Genomic DNA, 16,862 nt, shown 5'->3' on the forward strand with positions numbered 1-16,862 from the left:
AATGAGTGAACAAAACATCAATGTGAACGTCGAGCGGGGCGCTGGCCCGGACAACCACGCATGGACCGTGCTGGGCACACTGCTCGCCTGCGGTGCCGTGGGCATGGCCGCCTGGGCAATCTCCAACGCGGGCATGCTCGACATGGCTGCTACGGGGCTGAGCTTCTTCTTCATCCAGTTGATCACTATGATGATGAAGGCCGGCCTGCTCGTCGTGCCAGAGAAGCACAGCACGGACTTCTCGGAGTCACGGGGCATCATCAAGACTCTCTGGCGCGAGTTTCAGGAGTTCCAGGGCAACTCTCCGATCTGGAGGATGGCTCTGCTGGCACTGGGCTTCACGCTGGCGTACCTAATCTTCCGTTTCGGCCTGTCCGTGGCCCTGGGCGTCTTCGAAAACATCTGGATCGCTGGCGCGGCGTCGGCCTTGATCGCCTCGTTCATCGTCTCGCCCCAGCTCTTCAAGACGATGTTTTCGAAAATGAAGACCCGCAGCGGCGTGCAGATCAAGTCGACGCCTGCGGAACCTGAGGCCTGGGAAGGTGGTGTCGCGTGATGACGGTACACGGAGTTGCTGAATCAGGAGGGGAGGTGACGTTGCGATCATCTGGCGACGAGCACAAAGTCTTCACGCGATTCACGAGATCGGCCATGCGTGGGCTCATCACCACGTGGGCCGTGCATTTCGATACATGACGGTCCGCCCGCGCCAGCTCGGCCTCGCCGGCGTCTGTCGATCGTGGCCACGAAGGCGAACCGACATCGGCGAGACGACGCAGATCGCTGCTGCCGGGCCAATCGCCGAGGCGATGTACTCGGTGCGATACCAGCGGGCCGATAACGAGGAGCTCCTGTCCTTCTTGTCCGATGCGATCGCGCTCGGCGGACAGGTCGATGCTGAACAAGCCTGCGGCCTTCTGAACTTACCCGAGGCCATCGAACTGACACGATCGCAGCTCGAAGCAGACTGGCCGACGGTCGAACGGCTCGCCGACATGCTCGTCGACCGCGGAGCCGTCCCCGGCCGACGTCGGGAGTCAGGAGGAAAGTTTCATAGATCTGTGCGTCGGTGACGGAGAGACGGTGACAGGCATCGGATGCTAGCGAAAAGAGCGAAGAACGACCCCGGCACCGATGGTGCTGGGCACCTTTCAATTGACTCAGGCGAACTGCTCCAGCTCAGCTCGTCGACGTGCAACGTGTGCGTACAGGGTGGATTTACTCATCCCGACGGCTCTGGCGACCTCGTTGCCGGTCATGTCCGTCGTATCGAGGAACTCCATTGCCCGAGCGACCTGCTCGGGGATGCGTGAGGGCTTGCGACCCCCAAATCCGTTCCCCACGTCGATGCTTGACGTCCAGAGCCGACTTCGTCCGCTCAGCAATGAGGTCGCGTTCCATCTGACCGACCGCCGCGACGATTGTGAAGATGAGCTCGCCAGCCGAAGTCGAGGTGCCGATGCCGAGGCTCCAAGATGCGCAGCCCGATCTCCCGATTCTTGAAGTCGTGCAGCAGTGAAGTCAGCTGCGTCGTCGACCGGCCCAGCCGGGACAATTCGGGGACATAATCAGACCAGACGAAGGAGGGAAAGCATGGAGCACACCAGGAAGTCCACGTCGACGATGACCGAGCACGACCGGCAAATGGCTAGGAAGCTCGAGCGCATCACCAGCGATCCCGAGGGCTACTACGCCACTGCCCGCAAGGCTGCCTATCGCGACGAGCTGCGCCGCGCGCTCATGCCTTGGCAGAAGCATCGGCCCCATTCGAATTCGAGCGGATTCTGACTCCCTACCGATTAAAGGACGGATAATTTCCCTGGTTACTTCATGCGATCGGTCAGCTGGTCGAAGAACTTGGTCAGCATCGCGCTGGCCCTGACGTCAGCAGCTCGGCTCCGCCGAACCGGTAGACCTCGTAGCCGTCCAGCCTGAGCCGACGGTCCTCGGCGACCATTTCGCTATAGAGCCGAGGAATTGCCTTCTCGCCCTCCGCATAGTGCTGCTTCCCATCAACCTCGAGCACGACGCGGTGACTGCTGGAGAACAGGAGGAGGAAGTCCATCCACTGCCGCGCCAACGGGCTACGGTTCTGCCCAGCCGTCCGACGAGCCAGCTGAGCGGCCGGGTCGAAGTGCAGGTAGACCTGCGGGATCAGTGCCGGAACGTCGAACGTTTTGTCCTTGTACCGCGCTGCGTAGGCGTCGAAGACCACCTGCTCGACCTTGTTGTCGTCCAGAGAGGACCGTAGGCGATTGTGCAGATCCAGGCCGACTTCCCGTGGTGGCACGTCGTTGGCAAAACCCTGCCGAGCGCGCCACCACTCGATGAGCTTGCTCTACGTCAGGCCATCGGCCGGGATCGGCTGGTCGAAGACCAGACAGAACTCCCCGTCAACAACGATCTCGATATCGTTGTTGACGGCATCTCGGAGCACCAGCTCGGGTTTGGGACCGTTCGCCGCGAAGATCAAGTTCTTGGCCGGGGTGCCGACCCCTCCCCCGCGGTCGTACTCAGCAAGCAGCGCCGTCATTTCATCCAGAAGCACGCCGGTGACATCGAGTTCGGTGACCATGCGACGCGCAAGGGCTACCAGGCGGGGAAGCTCCCAGCCCGCAGTGTAGCCCCTGATCACGTCGCGTTTCGTGAAGTCGTCGTCCGTTGGCTCGTGATCCGTCTTCAGCCATTGCAGCTTGAGTTCTTCAGCGAGCACAGTCTCGAGATCGCATCGTGTGTAGGCGTCGATGAACGCTTCTTCGATCGCTCCCCAGAACGAGCGCGACGACACCCTCACCGGCCCCTTCGCGTTATCTGCGAGGAGCCCTTCGAAAGAGTTGAATCCGCTCACTCCACTATTATCCCAGCTTGAGCCGACGGATGGGCGAAGACTAGCCTGGGACGTTATTATGTGAAATCAGCTCCTAATAAAGTGCTGCATTGAGCACGGGACTTCTGAAAACCCGATGTCAATAGTCGGCGGCACAACTCCCGATTTCATGCGGCTGGACACGCAATCGCCTTCTGAAACTGACAAAATCTGGGCAACTTAACGTGGCGCACAGACTGCGCCCGCCAGTGCCGCGAGACGCCTCATATCCCTAGGGATATGAGGCGTGTTTCCTGTACCGCTGAGTCAGTACGGTTATCCGACATGTTGCATCAGTCCCAACGACGCGGCGTTGTGCTGGCAAGCAGGATAATTACACGACTCACGGATCATTCGCGGAGGCAACGTCGCGTGTAGACAATGGTGCCTAGAACAAAATCGTTCGGCCGTTCGACGCTTCGAGATCTCGTTTTGAACAGCCGGAGCAAGATGAAGCAGCCCAATGCCGCGAGGACGAACACAGCCACAAGAGGAGCGTTTTCTATTTTGGGAGAATTTGGGTCGGCCAGCGGCGTAGAGCGTTGGAGAATGCATAGCAATAGAGGCGCGACAAGGAGGGTGCAGGTGGCGATGAACCGTAGCCACCAACCGACAAGATTGTCTCGTTCCTCTCGGACTTCTGTCGTGAGCCCGTCTTCTCCGGGAAATATTGCTACGTTCAACTTTTTCATCATCAACGGAATCAAGTGAAGGACAACCGCCATCGAAATTAGGCCGAATGGTGTCACACCGCCAGGACCCGTGAGGTACTCATGAAAATCACTTGATTCTTCGAGCGTTCCTCTTGCCATGGCCGGTGTCCATCTTGCCCAGGCGATCAGTGGATCAGCGGCGAATGAGAATAACTCCGGATTCAACGATTTGAGCATCACTGCTCCGAGCGCAGTCCCGCCACCAATGACTAGCATTTCCGCCCAGAATCCAAAGAACACCACCATCGACACCAGCAGCCCTAGCAACACAATTCCCGCCATAACAAAGAACCCGCTTACGGAGACCGTTGTAACGATACCTCGACCGAATTGATTTGCCCACGGCACAAACTTGATTGGAAGCAGACTCCACGCAAAAACCACAGCGGCAATAAGAATCAACCCAAAGAGCGCCCACTTGACGGCGCGTGGACTGCTCAAAATGATTCGTAGCGGAAATGTGAAGAACCTATTCAGTGGCCTGAATAGCTGCGTCACTGCAACTGTCACTCCCCAGCCTAGAACGGTAATTTCATCTAGGACGACGAGGGCCTTGTTTTCATCCTGATGCGGGCGGAGCGTCAGACGGCTGCGAACTCTGACGACGACTATTGCGAAGTAGAGCGGGAATGGGCACACCATAAACAGCCAGATCAATGTCGATTCGTCAGTAGGCACCCTCAGACCAACTACTGATGCGAGACCAAGGGGAATTAACCCGCATATGAAAATCCACGCAATCGTTGGAAGTATTGCGATCGATCGCGCAACGAACTGGACCGGAAATGATCTCAGCAGGATAATTGCCCGGCCTACCCATCGAGGAGCGAATGAAGCCTGCGCGGCCCAGTCGTAGCTGTCGGGATCGGGCACCAATGCCTCCTTGAAATTTTATGTATGAGGGTTCAATGCAGGCAGAGCAGCTCCACCCCAGAAGTCAGATGCATGGGTGCATACGTGTCGTTTACGGCTTGAACTTCGGCAGCACGTTGTCGGTGATGAACTGCTCGCCGACCGATTGCTCGACAACTTCATTTTCAGAAGTTTCATGCATGCCCGATCCTGATCTAGTGGATGACCGAATGCCCGCAGTCATACCATCTGCCGAAACAGTGAAGTCTGTATTGCCTCGCGGCTCTTCGTCGCCTCCTGTGAACGAAATGTCGATGCCTAAGTCTTCCTTCGATCCTGAATCGTTTTCATAGAAGGCATGGGCCTGACAACGGATAGTCCCGTTGTCCGAGCCTTCATTGGAGAAACCGTTGTCGTCAGGGAAATACTCGTCTGCCCACCCGCCCCCTTCCTGGTACCGGTCATCCGAGAATCCGAATTCCGTATTCTCCGGGACATCGAGGTCCAGTTTCTTGAACACATCTTCGATCTCGCCGAACTCCTGCAAGCAGATACCCGCTATGTTGTCCGCGCTAATCGAGGCGATGCTAATTTTGTCGTCCCCGGCATCACTGCCTTGCGACTGATCGTTCTCGTCCGCGTCGACCTCCTGCGGGCCGCCGCCACACGCCACGAGCGATGATGTGAGCGCGACTACGCCGATGAGCGTCACTGCTCGATGTGTAACCTTCATGCTGTTCCTGTCTTAAAATCGGGACTCGTGTTGGGTGAGTAGTTCCGACGCATTCACGGCTTGAATTTCGGGAGCACGTCGTCATTCAAGAACGAAGCTAAGATTTCGTCATCAGGTCGATCGGAAGTCTGCAATGCCATACCTGCGCTCATGTCATCCGAGCGTTCGCTTACATGATTGACACCGCGCGGTCTCCCCATACCGGACGCCACGTTAATGTGCACAGCCTCGGCATCCTCCACATTTACGCTAGCTGTGGCGTGACAACTGAATGTTGCCGCAGTAGAACCAACCTGTTCTTCGTAGGAAGCGGTCCAATCGCTATAGCCGTCCATGTCGATGTCAGCAGTGTCCAATTCGAGTCTCGACAACACGTCATCAACTTCTCCGAACAGTTCGGTGCACAGGCCATCTATGTTGTCTTCGGTGATCTTGCTAAAAGTCACCGTGGACCCATCAAATGGTTCAGCTTGCTGTTGCCCTTCCGACTCCTCAGAGGATCCTCCCGCATCACTGCCTTGCGGCTGATCGTTCTCGTCCGCGTCGACCTCCTGCGGGCCGCCGCCGCACGCTGCGAGCGTCGAGGCGAGGGCTACAGAGCCTAAGATGGCTGCGATGCGTTTCGTGACTACCAAGTCCCGTCCTAACGTCGTGTTTCGTCGTTGCCTGCCACGACGCTACAAGGACGTCTGTTTGTCCTGACCGGTTGTGGCGGTGTCCGGACAGGCCCGTACAAGCCCGAACAGGACGTGCATGCCTCCGTGGGGCCACATACAATGCCCATGAGGTCACACACGGGCCGAACAGATCGTGGAGGAATGCAAGTGGAGCAGGAACGCGACGACGAAGCGAAGTCGGAGGGTTCGTTTGACGGCATTGTCACCGACCTTCGCGCACTCCGTGTCAACACGGGCGTTGTAACCTACGCGGAAATCGCGCGTCGCATTGGGCGGCATCGTGGCCAACTGAACGGCGACGGGGTGAATGATGCACCGGCGCGATCCACTGTCTACGATGCGTTTCGTTTAGGTCGCAGCAGGCTGAATCCCGAACTGGTCGGAGAAATTGTTCGCGCATTGGGTGAAGACGAACAGTCCGTTCGTCAGTGGAAGGTCCGTTGTTATCAGGTGCAAGCATCTTCTGAACGCAATTGCGAGCGTGATCCTGTTTGCATCGAAGATGCCGTTGTACCGGCCAGGAACCCTGAGCTTCTCAAGTCGCATCGTTCGCGTTACATCTATGTGGGTTCGGTGCTTGCCGCCTGCATGCTTCTTGACCTAATCGGACATGCGGTTGTCGGGAAGCTTCACCTGGCGTTGTTCCTCGACATGATCGGGACAGCAACGGCAGCTATCATGCTGGGTCCGTGGTACGGGGTCGCAATCGCGCTGCTTGGCAACTCCGCCGGCATGGTGATCCACGGGTCCATGGCGCTACCCTTCGCACTCGTTAACGCAGCTGGCGCGCTTGTGTGGGGCTACGGTGTACGACGGTCTGCTTGGGTCGCAACGTTCACACAATTCTTCCGATTGAACTTCACCGCGGCTATCGTGTGCACGCTAGTCGCCGTCCCGATCCTGATGTTGGGTTACCACGGCGGGACTGGTCACGAATCCGATCAGCTTACGAATACGTTCACATCATCTGGTCAAAACCTGTTGAGCGCGGTCCTTCTTTCGAACGGCATAACGTCGATACTCGACAAGCTCGCCACTGGCTTCATTGCCCTCGTCGTGATTCAGTGGTGCACGTCCCGAATCAAGTCAGTCGATTCCGAATTCGTCAGTCCAGTCGACAACCTCTTCCGGTTTTCTCTGCGCCCTACGGCTCGGAATGTGTGGCCGCTACGTGACTACTCTGCGGTCTTAGCCCGCAGGGTTTGATGCAGGGTTTGGTGACATCTGATCACGGATCGTCCCGACTTCCGACCAGTTACAGGACAACGGTTTTGAATCTCATTGCGACATAAGAAGCAGGCTGCCGCACATCATTGAACAGACGACGCTCTCAGACACATGACGAAATTACAGAAGGCCCACCAGCCATCTTCGTCCAACAGCCTGTCCAGCGCGTCCCCTCGTCGGAAGCTGGCTGCGTCTAGCGCAGAGTGCAGTTCTGCCACGGTCCCACCCCAGGCAGCTACAGATGGGAGTGCATGCATCAAGAATTGATGCCATAGGTCAACCTCTGCCTTGCCGCCGCCTTTTCCTGTGTGAACTACCGAGCTTCGTTTGCCATAGAGTTTCTTAATCATCTTTTGAACTTCGAAAGCGTTGTTGCCACGTGCCACCAAATGCGCGGCCCGGGTGCTAATCAGAGTGCCCAATTCCCCGTTCCCCTTGCCAAAAAGGATCTCTGTCGCTATCGCAGATGACACCAACGCCCGGCTGAAATTTCCCTGTGCCCTGTCGAGCAGCGACTCCCTGTAGTAATTCACCGAAAGTGTGAGCGCAGCATCTGGTTCAGACGGCCACTCGTCTAAGAGCGTGGCCCATGTTGAAAGCCGTGACTTCGGCACATGAGCGCACCTCAGATCATATGAAGGCTCCCCCGTGCTGAGATAGGATTCTCTTCGCCAGATTGAGCCGTCAAATCTATCAATGACAGCATAGGCAGCAGAAAAGTACCCGCGCACGCACAGTGAAAGTTTTGAAAGTGTGCCAATAACTAGTTCTGATAGCTGTCGACGCTGAGCTTCATCGTGAAAATCATGTTCCTCCTGTGAAATCTGCCCTAAGATCTCCAACCGGACAAACGCGTTGATCCTGTACGGACCATCCAGGAGTCTGTTCTGCTCTGCGTCATCGAGCGCCGTTACTTCGTACCCTGGCTGAAGTACGATACTGAACGGATCGTCAATGATGGTGCCGTCATCTTCGATAAGACACATTGATGAGATAGGGACCGTGATTCGGATGTCTCCTGCAATCGGCGCATGAGGACGATTTGTACCCTGCCCCGAAACACCAGCGACATCAGTCTGCATCTCTTAGCCTCTTTGCTCGCCGTGGCAGTAAGTCATGTTCAATCACCGCGCAACAGTAACGAATACGGACCCTATCCATAAACCTTCATCAGTCGGTGTCATCGCCTTCAGATAGTTCCTCGTCCAAGTCCACGAGTGCCGGCATGTCCGCGTTTTGCCGGTCGGGTCCTCTCGTGTCGAGCATTGCGTAGATACGAGTAGTCAGCTTCGCACGGCGCTCGTCGAAGAAGTCTATGAAGTCGTCTACCGAGTGGGGCAGAGATTGCGGCAGGTCGTGACGCGCGAGGAACGCGCTCCGTTCGTCTGCAGATGGGTATTCTGCGGCAAGCCACTCATCGGGTGCCTTATCCGACTTGACGATGTTCTCCAGCCCTGGAAGTAGCTCCAAGTTTGACAAGCTGTTCCGGCGCTCGAGTAAGTCGTCGATTTCTTCAGCGGTGAGCGTAGGGGTGCCATCTGGATTCTGGCGACGTTTCAGCAACTTCCGGTCGAGTTGGGCTCCAGGGAACACATGATCGACGTGGAACTGGTTGCGAGTGTCGACGTGCGGGAACAGTGCGGCCAGCACAGCGAAGGTCCGCGGCTTGCCGTACGTCAAACTAAGGATGTCATCAACGACTGCCTCAGTCACAGTCAGAGGCTTGCCCCGCAGAGTCATCGCACGCTCGATTGCAGCGACCGGGAACTCTGCATCACCTTGCGCTTTGATGACCTCCCTAAGGTCACGAAGCAACGTATCAAGTCCCGAGCCCCATACTCCCCGGATGATGAGAGATCGCAGTACCCAGGATCTGAGGGCCTCACGGTCCTCGCGAGTCTTCGGAGACTCGCGATAGGTGTGGTCTAATCCGCGGTGATGGACGTAGTACGCGACAGGAATTAGTACACTGTCCGCAGTTAGCATCCCTCCCGAGAGGCCGAAGTCGCCAAGAAGCCCGACAGCCACTTGCAATGAACAGCTCATCGCCTCCCATCCTGCTTCGAGCTTCGACATATTGGCGTTGGTGAAGTTCTTAACCTTAAACCCGATGTCGCCGACATCGGCGAGTACAAGACCAGCCTTTAGAACCGTGTCGCGGGAGAACCGGAACCCGTTTCCGGTCTGGTTGAGTTCGTCGACGAGTCCATGAACTGCAGCCCGAGCGTCGCCTTCCCACTGGGCAGTTGCGATCGACAACAACAGGTCGCTGTACGACAAAACGGTACCGCCAGAGTTAACCCTGACGAAGATGTCAAGGACGCGCTCGATGTCTTGGTCCGTTTCTTCGTAAAAATGAAGGCTCCGGTTGTTGTGCACCTCCTGCCAAAGTTTACTGACAAGAGCTATAGCCTGTTGATCATTTCCCATGCCATACCGGGCAGGGATCTGCATCACCTCAACAGGTTCGGCCGCATCAAAGATCTCCGAGATTGGTAGCCACGTCCGACTCCCATCAGTTCGGCCGGCCTCAATGTCAGCTTTGACCAAGAACTGGAAATGGTACTTCAAGCCAAGCTCGTTCTCAGGAGCCTCTCCCTCCAGGTTCAAGCACAAGCGTCGCTCGGGATAGGACCACGATTTGTTCGCCCACCCGCCGTGATTCTTATACGCATAGGTGCCGCGCAATCCAATGTTGAGGGACGTCAACCGCTGTTGACCATCCAGAATAGCTACGATTTCACGGTCTGTGGGAATGTCAATCACGGGGTTGTGTCGGTTGTCGAAGGCGCTGTAGTCCTTCATGAAGCCGTAGAACTTAAACTGTTTGATGGTCTCAGGAGAAACCCTCCAGGAGAGAAAGCTGCCGACTGGATAACCACGCATGATGGAGTCAAACAGCCGGATCACCTGCGACGGCTTCCACAGGTACTCGCGTTGAATGGCCGGCAGTATCAATCGCCGGTCCTGAATTTGGTGCAGAGCATCGGCAATCGTCATTGGTTCCTTATGTCCCATGACCCAACATTAATCGCCGACCCCCGATAGACACGAAAAGGAACTGCACTCATGCAGATTCACGCTGGCCGAGACAACTTCCAGTCTTGTGGCCAATCTGAGTCGAGGCTTCTCAGCTTTTCGGCATCTCAGTCATCATCTGTAAGCGAACTTCTCGTGCCGCGGTCATATGATCTTCGGCAAGCTGTCGAGCACTCTCACCATCACGATTGATAACAGATTCAAGGATCTGGTCATGCTCTTGAATCGCTTCACGCCAGCGCTCCTCGCGCTCGAAGGTCGTCCGCGGGTATCTGACGAGATGAACATTCAGGCGCTCTAATAGATCAATCAAAGTGGGGCTGTGACTCGCTGCCCACATCGCCTCGTGAAATAGCCTGTTGGTTAGCGCTCGCTCGGCGGGTGACGTAGCATCTTTCAAGTTCTGTGCGGCGACCTTGAGACGCGCAATATCAAGCTGACTTGCACGCTCGGCGGCACCCTTGGCCGCGGCCCCTTCCAATGAGATCCGCACATAGTAGATGTCGAGGATCTCTTCAGGACTGGTTTCACGCACGTGCACGCTGCGGCTCGCTCGCTCAAGAAGTTGCTCAGTCTCCAAACGATGCAGCGCCTCGCGAACTGGAGTTCGCGAGGCACCGAACCGCTCTGCGAGAGCGTTCTCGGAAAGGGTCTGGCCCGGAGCGAGTTCACCAGTGAGTATCGCTTCTCTAATCTGGTCATATACCGAGCTCTTCAACGGGCCTCCTCCATTCTGAACCTCTCAATTCTCCTTGGACAGTGTTAAGTATCTAGGCTATCGCGCCGGCCCTTCTTCCAAACACCACTCCCGCTGCCAATCCCGAACCACCTGGATAGTTCACACTGAAGAGCCCGCCAAGAGCTTCACCACAGGCTAGTAGTCCGGGAATGGGCTCACCGTCGTTCTTAAGCACTCGCCCGTCAAGATCACCTTTGAGTCCGCCAAAGGTGAAGGTGATTCCGCATGTAACCGGATAGGCGAAAAAAGGGCCCGTGGCGATCGGTGCCGCCCAGTTGCTCTTCGGAGGCTCTACCCTGGCAGCTTTTCCATCTTTGATCGTCGGGTCGAAAGTGCGGGACACGTCGACCGAGCCATTGTATTCGTCAATGGTGTGCACGAGCTTCTCGCCGGGTATGCCCAGTTTCTCGGCTAGTTCGTCGATGGAGTCCGCCCGGACCTCGGATATCCCGGGCATCTCATACTCTTCCGCGCGCAGCAAGGGGCATAGATCAGCATCGAATATCTGGAATGCAATCGATCCGGGTTGCCTGAGTATCTCCCTTCCATACTTGGCATAGGTATAGTTGCGGAAGTCCGCGCCCTCGTCGAGGAAGCGCTCTCCAGCCCTGTTTACGAGGATGCCAAACGGGTACCCTTGGCGGGTGAGACGGTTGGTCAGTTCCCGGTTCGATGCATTGTTTTCGTTCCACGCATCCCACTGCACGCTGTGGCAGGTTGACCAATCACCGCCTTTCGCCGCACCAACGTCGAGCCCTGCCTTAATCATGCGACCGGTATTGTTCGGCGTGCCGCGCACAACCGCGTGCTCCCACCCGTCGCCGAGATATTTCTGTCGCAACGCTGGGCTGGATTCGAAGCCACCGGCAGCTATGACCACTGTTTCACCGTAGGCCTCAACATCACCCTCGACGGACTCTCCACGTACCCCGATAACACGACCGTCCTCCGTGATCAGGTCGGTCGCGGTCACCCCATAGACTATTTGCTCGCCCAGCTTCAATGCGACATCAGTGTGGTCACGAATGAGCCCTTCTCCACCACCGACGTTTCCCACATGAAGCCCACCCCAGAATAAGTAGGAACCGTCGGGTCGTTGGTAAGCCTGCCGTTCATACATAAGCCGGTATTTGAGTCCCAGTTGCTGCAGCCATCGGACCGTATCTGACGCTTCGTGAACGAGTACGTCTGCCATCTCTTGATCGCCGCGGCCCTCCGTCACCTTTCTGAGATCGCCAGCATATTCTTCCGCGCTGTAAGGTGGCACCTCTGTCCGCGTGTGCCGTTCATCGGCCTCGACTATGTCTAGGAGGCTCTCAAGACCTTCGTGTGGAAATCGAGTAGCCCCAGCGGTGTAGTAGCTATTTCCCCCAGCGCTGGATTCATCTCCTCGTTCAATCACGACGACCTTTCGCCCTCGTTCCGCAGCGGCGTGTGCGGCAGAGAATCCTGCGTTGCCGCCACCGATGACAATGACATCGGCATTGATCGTCTGTTTCATTTCTTCTCCTCAAGACTCGCCGGCAAGAGCCGGATTATTGCTTCGTCGTAATGGGGCAATGGCTGATGGCGCTCAGCCACACGTGGGTCATGGCCAGGCACAACGACCCCCTGACTACCGGCGAGTTCATTCAGGCGGTCAAATGCGGTGTACATCAGCGGAAGTTCGTGGACGACCCCATAGGGCTTGTCCTCCTCGATGTTGGCGTAAAAGTGACTGGCGTCGCTGGCGAGTAGGACGGGCCCATCGGACGTCGAGACGCGGACGACTTGGGTACCCGATGTGTGGCCCCCGACCAGGTGAAGCGAAATGCCAGGCTCGATTGTCCAGTCTCCTTCGATCACGTTGAGTCGTCCCTCGGCTTCGAGACGACCGATCGTATCGAGATCGTTGCGATTGAGTAGATGTTCATAGGCACCTCTGCAGGCCATCCCTGAACGCCAAAACTCAAGTTCAGCACGCTGTACGTGGACACGAGCTGAGTCGAATGCTCCAACGAAACCGGTGTGATCGTAGTGCAGATGAGACAGCACTACGTGCTCGACGTCGCTGGGATCGACCCCGAGGACGTCAAGGAGTTCAATTGGTGACTCGCCATAATGCCGCTTACCTCGTCGAGTCGCCTCTTCCCGTGTAAACCCGGTGTCCACCACCACGGTGGTATCGCCGTCGAGGATGGCCCAGATGTAATAGTGAATCGGCCACGGACCCATGCAATCCTCAGGATGGCCGTAGAAGTGTTCTCCGCGCACCGATGACTCGCGAGTGGCGTACCGCAGTGCATAGACACCGTCGTCTGCTTTTCTCATGACTGGTCATCTCCGAACCGCAGATCTCGATCAGTCCATTTCTCCCACAGCATCGCAACGCTGGCGTAATCCTCTCGGCCCAGTTCATCTGCCATTGCAAGTTCATACACCGTGTGGGCAGCCTGTGTCGCGAATAGCGGAACACCGCCTTCCTGCGCTAGAGCTAGCGCCAGGGTTGAATCCTTCCGAGCCGCGTCAAGCGGCATCCCGCCCGCGAAATCGCCGCGCGCAACACGATCTGCTATTCGATGTTCGAGTGGGCGTTTGAGCCCACCATCGGCCTGCATCAGCATTTCGGTGATCTGTGCAAGATCGATGTCCTGCGACCGGGCCATTGCAAAAGCTTCAGTGAGAACCACCATCACTGCATGCGCGACTCCATTGTTGACAACCTTTGCTGCCATGCCTGACCCGATGGGGCCGAAGTGTTGTGTGCCCCCGGGTCCGATCGCCGATAGTATGTCGGTCACTTCATCGATCACGTCGATCGGACCGCCAAGCAAGATTGTTGCGCTCCCAGACGACATCTGGGAGACACCAGACAAAATCGCAGCGTCAAAGACACGAGCCCCGTACGGTTCGACGATTTTCGCTAATCGACGAACGTCCGAAGGAAGGACGGTGCTGGTTTCGATAATGATCGTTCCCGAGTCAAGGTGCGGTGCCAGCTCCCCCACGACCGCCCGTGAAATGGCGGGCGTCGGCAATGAAAGTATGATGCGCGAACAGTCAGCAATCCTTCTCAATTCATCGGTGGTCGTGGTGCTTTCAATGCTGTCAGCAAGGGCTCGCCGTTCAACGCTGATGTCAAAGGCTATAACTTCGGCGGCGGCAGCCATTCTCTGACAGATAGTCAGACCCATCTGCCCTAGTCCTACAAGACCCTGAGAGGTGGTTGCAGACATATTGGTTCCTTTCGCTGAGCGTTGTTTTTGAACGTCCACTGTGGCTTACGAGCGGATGGCAAACGGGTCCCTGATTTCGCCAGAAAGGTCGATGAGAACATTCTTCGTACGCAGGTACGCATCGATCGCTTCCAGCCCTCGTTCTCGGCCGAAGCCAGATTTTTTGACTCCCCCAAAGGGGGCCTGTGCGGCGGAATACCGATAGGTATTGACCCAGACAGTACCGGCTAGAAGTTCACGGGCGACGCGGTGAGCCCTGGTCAAGTCTGTAGTCCATAATCCTGAGGCGAGTCCAAATTCGGTCGAGTTCGCAATGCGAATCGCTTCTTCCTCCGTATCGAATCGAGTGATCGCGAGGACTGGGCCGAATACCTCTTCCTGAGCGAGGGACGATGCCGGGTCGACGTCGGCGAAGACAGTCGGGCTAACGTAGCTCCCGCCATCCAGCACTGCATCACTAGGCGTCGACCCCCCGGCGAGCAGGCGCGAGTTCTTCCTAGCTTCTTCGACGATCGAGAGGATTCGACTGCGTTGGCTACCAGAAGCGACGGGACCCATCTGGGTCGACTCATCAAATGGATCACCAAGCTGAATGTTCTTTGCCACGTCAGCCAGCCTTGTTTCAACTTCCTCTGCGACGTCACTGTGCACTAGGAGGCGTGATCCGGCGATGCAGGTCTGTCCTCCGGCGGCAAATATCCCTGCCACTGCGCCAGGAACCGCTCGATCGAGATCTGCGTCGTCAAAAATAATATTTGCACTCTTGCCGCCAAGCTCCAGAGTCACTGGTACCAGTGTCCTCGAGGCAGCCTGTGCAATCGCCTGGCCCGTAGCCACGGATCCGGTGAAGCTGATCCCCCCAAGGCGGGAGCTTGACGTCAGCGCGACTCCGGCCTCGACACCACCTGTGATGATGTTGACCACGCCAGGCGGAAATCCTGCCTCGGAAATGAGCCTGCCAAGCTCCAGCGTCGAAAGTGGCGCGATCTCACTAGGTTTAATGACGGCTGTGCAGCCTGCGGCAAGTGCCGGTGCCAACTTGTTCGCCAGAAGTTGCATAGGCGAGTTCCACGCGGTGATCAACGCGACCACGCCCAGCGGTTCTCGCTGCGTGTAATCGAAGGTCTCCCATGAATCGAGCGGGACAGTCCGTCCTTCCAGCTTGTCTGCTATTCCTGCGAAATAGCGATAGTTCCTTGCGGCAAAGAGCGCCTGTGCTTTGGTTTCCCGAAGTAGCTTTCCATTGTCAAGAGTCTCAAGCCGGGCGATGGCATCAGCCTCTGCCTCGATGAGGTCAGCGAGACGATTCATGAGCCGAGAACGCTCTACGCCGCTGACTTTACGCCACGTGGCGTATGCCACTTCGCCAGAGACTATGGCATCCGTGACTTGGTCCGGGGACGCGTCGGACACGTGCCCGAGTACTCGGCCATCAATTGGGCTAGTGACGGGAATCGACCGCTGCTGATCCAGAGGTATTCGTTGGCCGGCGATCAGCATACGCGTTTCAACCATGAGTTTTCCTTTCGATTATTTCCAAAGCCTTGGTGAGGTGAGGCGAGAATAACTCTGGGTTCTCACAAATTGGGAAGTGGCCGAGACCAGCCATGGTCCAGAAGATTGAACCCTCGATCTGTTCTGCAGTGGATTCCGACATCTCCGGAGTGCACGAATAGTCGTAATCACCGGTGAGCATGACGACCGGACATTCATCAGTATCGATATGGCCTAGTTGTCCTCGGGCGTCCCAATCACCGGAGTAGAAGTCAATGTCTCCAGAAAAGGTGCCGTAGCCGCCCTGCGAGTACTGCCACCGAATTAGCTGCCGCTGCTCTACCGGCGCGTCGGGACCGATGAGCCCATCGATCCACTCCGCCGTGAAGATCATGGAGTTGACCCCAGGCTCTTTGGGCCACTGAGTAGTCCGACCTGGGACGCGCTCCGATGCTTCACACGCGATCACTCCACCAAGTAGTTGCGAATCGTGAATGGCCATCGCCAGGCAGGCTTCACCCGCCATCGAAGCTCCGATGAGGATCGGCCGTTCCAAACCGAGTGCGACGATGACGGCCTCGATGATTTCTATATACAGCTCCGTCGTCAGTGTCCAAGCACCGAAGCTGTGCTCTAGACACTCCGAGCTACCGTGCCCGGGCATATCAAAGGCGACTGCTCGATAACGTCCTAGAACAGCTGAATCACTCATGATCGCGTGTGCTTGTCGAGAATCAGCACCGGCCGTGTGAAGGATCAGCAATGGAGGTTTGGATCTGTCTCCGCACTCTTCGACATGAAGGTCAACTCTCTGGCCCGCCGCCGAGATCTTGACATACCGACCACTGATCGCTGATCGATCAAGCATTGCCGGCGCGGGCAGGCTCCTTCTTCCGTTCACCACTTCGCGCGCAAGCTCAATAAGGCGGCGCGCAATATGAGCATGCTGGGCGAAAGCCCTTTCGTCTCCGCCGATTCGAGTCCCCTCAACGCGCATCAGCATCGCGAGAAAATGATGGTATCGCGGCTTCGGCCGTTCTTTCAGGCATTCATCCCAACTCGAGACGTGTGCGTGCATTGATGTGTCCGGCATGTCAGCAGGCCGAATCTCACCTTGTTGATAGATTCGCACGCCGTCTACATCAGCTCTCACAACGATGCCATTGACTGCCCCGTAGTCATCCGTGCCAAGCATTCCGATAGTAACGGTACGGCTAGGGAGATAAGACGATAACTCCTCGTCTTCCTGGATTGACTCATCGAAATCGTCACTTAGCGTCAGAAGCGTGAGGAATTCGTCGTTCAAG

The 16,862-nt window shown here is 56.8% G+C and carries 18 protein-coding genes and 1 pseudogene; 4 read left to right on the top strand and 15 right to left on the bottom strand.

All coding sequences use genetic code 11. The features are described 5' to 3' along the window. The first annotated feature begins 1 nt into the window (after position 1). Both JTF07_RS02610 and JTF07_RS02615 read left to right on the top strand, forming a co-directional pair. On the top strand, positions 2-556 hold the full coding sequence (locus tag JTF07_RS02610; RefSeq protein WP_204232761.1) for a hypothetical protein: 555 nt from the start codon (positions 2-4) through the stop codon (positions 554-556). Between the two features lie 136 nt (positions 557-692). Beyond that, positions 693-1,073: a hypothetical protein gene (locus JTF07_RS02615; protein WP_204232762.1), complete on the top strand. Its 381-nt coding sequence runs from the start codon at positions 693-695 to the stop codon at positions 1,071-1,073. A gap of 87 nt (positions 1,074-1,160) precedes the next feature. Here the strand turns inward: JTF07_RS02615 and JTF07_RS20255 are convergent, their stop codons facing one another. Next, positions 1,161-1,343 carry a helix-turn-helix domain-containing protein gene (locus tag JTF07_RS20255; protein WP_252199232.1) on the bottom strand — a complete coding sequence of 61 codons (183 nt, stop codon included), beginning with the start codon at positions 1,341-1,343 and terminating at the stop codon, positions 1,161-1,163. Between the two features lie 52 nt (positions 1,344-1,395). Continuing rightward, a pseudogene (locus JTF07_RS20765) lies at positions 1,396-1,497 on the bottom strand (hypothetical protein); the annotation flags it as partial. A 96-nt stretch (positions 1,498-1,593) separates the two neighbouring features. Here JTF07_RS20765 and JTF07_RS02625 point away from each other — a divergent pair. After that, the gene (locus JTF07_RS02625; RefSeq protein WP_204232763.1) at positions 1,594-1,788 is read left to right on the top strand and encodes a hypothetical protein; all 195 of its coding nucleotides are present in this window, start codon (positions 1,594-1,596) and stop codon (positions 1,786-1,788) included. Between the two features lie 73 nt (positions 1,789-1,861). Here JTF07_RS02625 and JTF07_RS02630 read toward each other — a convergent pair whose 3' ends face one another. From JTF07_RS02630 to JTF07_RS02650, 5 genes are all read right to left on the bottom strand, one after another. Beyond that, positions 1,862-2,290, bottom strand: a complete 429-nt coding sequence (locus JTF07_RS02630) for a putative endonuclease domain-containing protein (protein ID WP_204232764.1) — start codon at positions 2,288-2,290, stop codon at positions 1,862-1,864. Positions 2,291-2,338: 48 nt separating this feature from the next. Continuing rightward, positions 2,339-2,848: a hypothetical protein gene (locus tag JTF07_RS02635; protein WP_204232765.1), complete on the bottom strand. Its 510-nt coding sequence runs from the start codon at positions 2,846-2,848 to the stop codon at positions 2,339-2,341. 368 nt (positions 2,849-3,216) lie between these two features. Then, positions 3,217-4,452 (bottom strand): hypothetical protein, encoded by a 1,236-nt coding sequence (locus JTF07_RS02640; RefSeq protein ID WP_204232766.1) that lies wholly within the window; start codon positions 4,450-4,452, stop codon positions 3,217-3,219. Between the two features lie 91 nt (positions 4,453-4,543). Next, complete coding sequence (locus tag JTF07_RS02645; RefSeq protein WP_204232767.1) at positions 4,544-5,164, bottom strand: hypothetical protein; 621 nt, start codon at positions 5,162-5,164, stop codon at positions 4,544-4,546. A gap of 53 nt (positions 5,165-5,217) precedes the next feature. Continuing rightward, positions 5,218-5,799 (bottom strand): hypothetical protein, encoded by a 582-nt coding sequence (locus JTF07_RS02650; RefSeq protein WP_204232768.1) that lies wholly within the window; start codon positions 5,797-5,799, stop codon positions 5,218-5,220. Positions 5,800-5,988: 189 nt separating this feature from the next. Between JTF07_RS02650 and JTF07_RS02655 the strand changes: the two genes are divergently transcribed. Beyond that, positions 5,989-7,047 (top strand): hypothetical protein, encoded by a 1,059-nt coding sequence (locus JTF07_RS02655; RefSeq protein WP_204232769.1) that lies wholly within the window; start codon positions 5,989-5,991, stop codon positions 7,045-7,047. 104 nt (positions 7,048-7,151) lie between these two features. Here JTF07_RS02655 and JTF07_RS02660 read toward each other — a convergent pair whose 3' ends face one another. The 8 genes from JTF07_RS02660 to JTF07_RS02695 all read right to left on the bottom strand — a co-directional run bounded on the left by JTF07_RS02660 (position 7,152) and on the right by JTF07_RS02695 (position 16,861). Next, on the bottom strand, positions 7,152-8,150 hold the full coding sequence (locus JTF07_RS02660) for a HEPN domain-containing protein (protein ID WP_204232770.1): 999 nt from the start codon (positions 8,148-8,150) through the stop codon (positions 7,152-7,154). 88 nt (positions 8,151-8,238) lie between these two features. After that, positions 8,239-10,068 carry a DUF262 domain-containing protein gene (locus JTF07_RS02665; RefSeq protein WP_240371924.1) on the bottom strand — a complete coding sequence of 610 codons (1,830 nt, stop codon included), beginning with the start codon at positions 10,066-10,068 and terminating at the stop codon, positions 8,239-8,241. A gap of 130 nt (positions 10,069-10,198) precedes the next feature. Further along, positions 10,199-10,825 carry a GntR family transcriptional regulator gene (locus tag JTF07_RS02670; RefSeq protein WP_204232772.1) on the bottom strand — a complete coding sequence of 209 codons (627 nt, stop codon included), beginning with the start codon at positions 10,823-10,825 and terminating at the stop codon, positions 10,199-10,201. Positions 10,826-10,877: 52 nt separating this feature from the next. Then, positions 10,878-12,347, bottom strand: a complete 1,470-nt coding sequence (gene tcuA, locus JTF07_RS02675) for an FAD-dependent tricarballylate dehydrogenase TcuA (protein WP_204232773.1) — start codon at positions 12,345-12,347, stop codon at positions 10,878-10,880. Further along, positions 12,344-13,156: an N-acyl homoserine lactonase family protein gene (locus tag JTF07_RS02680; protein WP_204232774.1), complete on the bottom strand. Its 813-nt coding sequence runs from the start codon at positions 13,154-13,156 to the stop codon at positions 12,344-12,346. Before JTF07_RS02680 ends, tcuA begins: the two co-directional genes overlap by 4 nt. Then, the gene (locus JTF07_RS02685) at positions 13,153-14,061 is read right to left on the bottom strand and encodes an NAD(P)-dependent oxidoreductase (protein WP_204232775.1); all 909 of its coding nucleotides are present in this window, start codon (positions 14,059-14,061) and stop codon (positions 13,153-13,155) included. The genes JTF07_RS02680 and JTF07_RS02685 overlap by 4 nt, the downstream gene beginning before the upstream one ends. Positions 14,062-14,106: 45 nt before the next feature. Further along, positions 14,107-15,576, bottom strand: coding sequence for an aldehyde dehydrogenase (locus JTF07_RS02690; protein WP_204232776.1), 1,470 nt, complete (start codon positions 15,574-15,576; stop codon positions 14,107-14,109). Beyond that, a complete protein-coding gene (locus JTF07_RS02695) occupies positions 15,569-16,861 on the bottom strand; it encodes an alpha/beta fold hydrolase (RefSeq protein ID WP_204232777.1) in 1,293 nt (430 codons plus the stop codon). The genes JTF07_RS02690 and JTF07_RS02695 overlap by 8 nt, the downstream gene beginning before the upstream one ends. Position 16,862 lies beyond the last annotated feature (1 nt).

The sequence above is a fragment of the Brevibacterium sp. RIT 803 genome, from assembly GCF_016892625.1.
GTDB lineage: Bacteria > Actinomycetota > Actinomycetes > Actinomycetales > Brevibacteriaceae > Brevibacterium.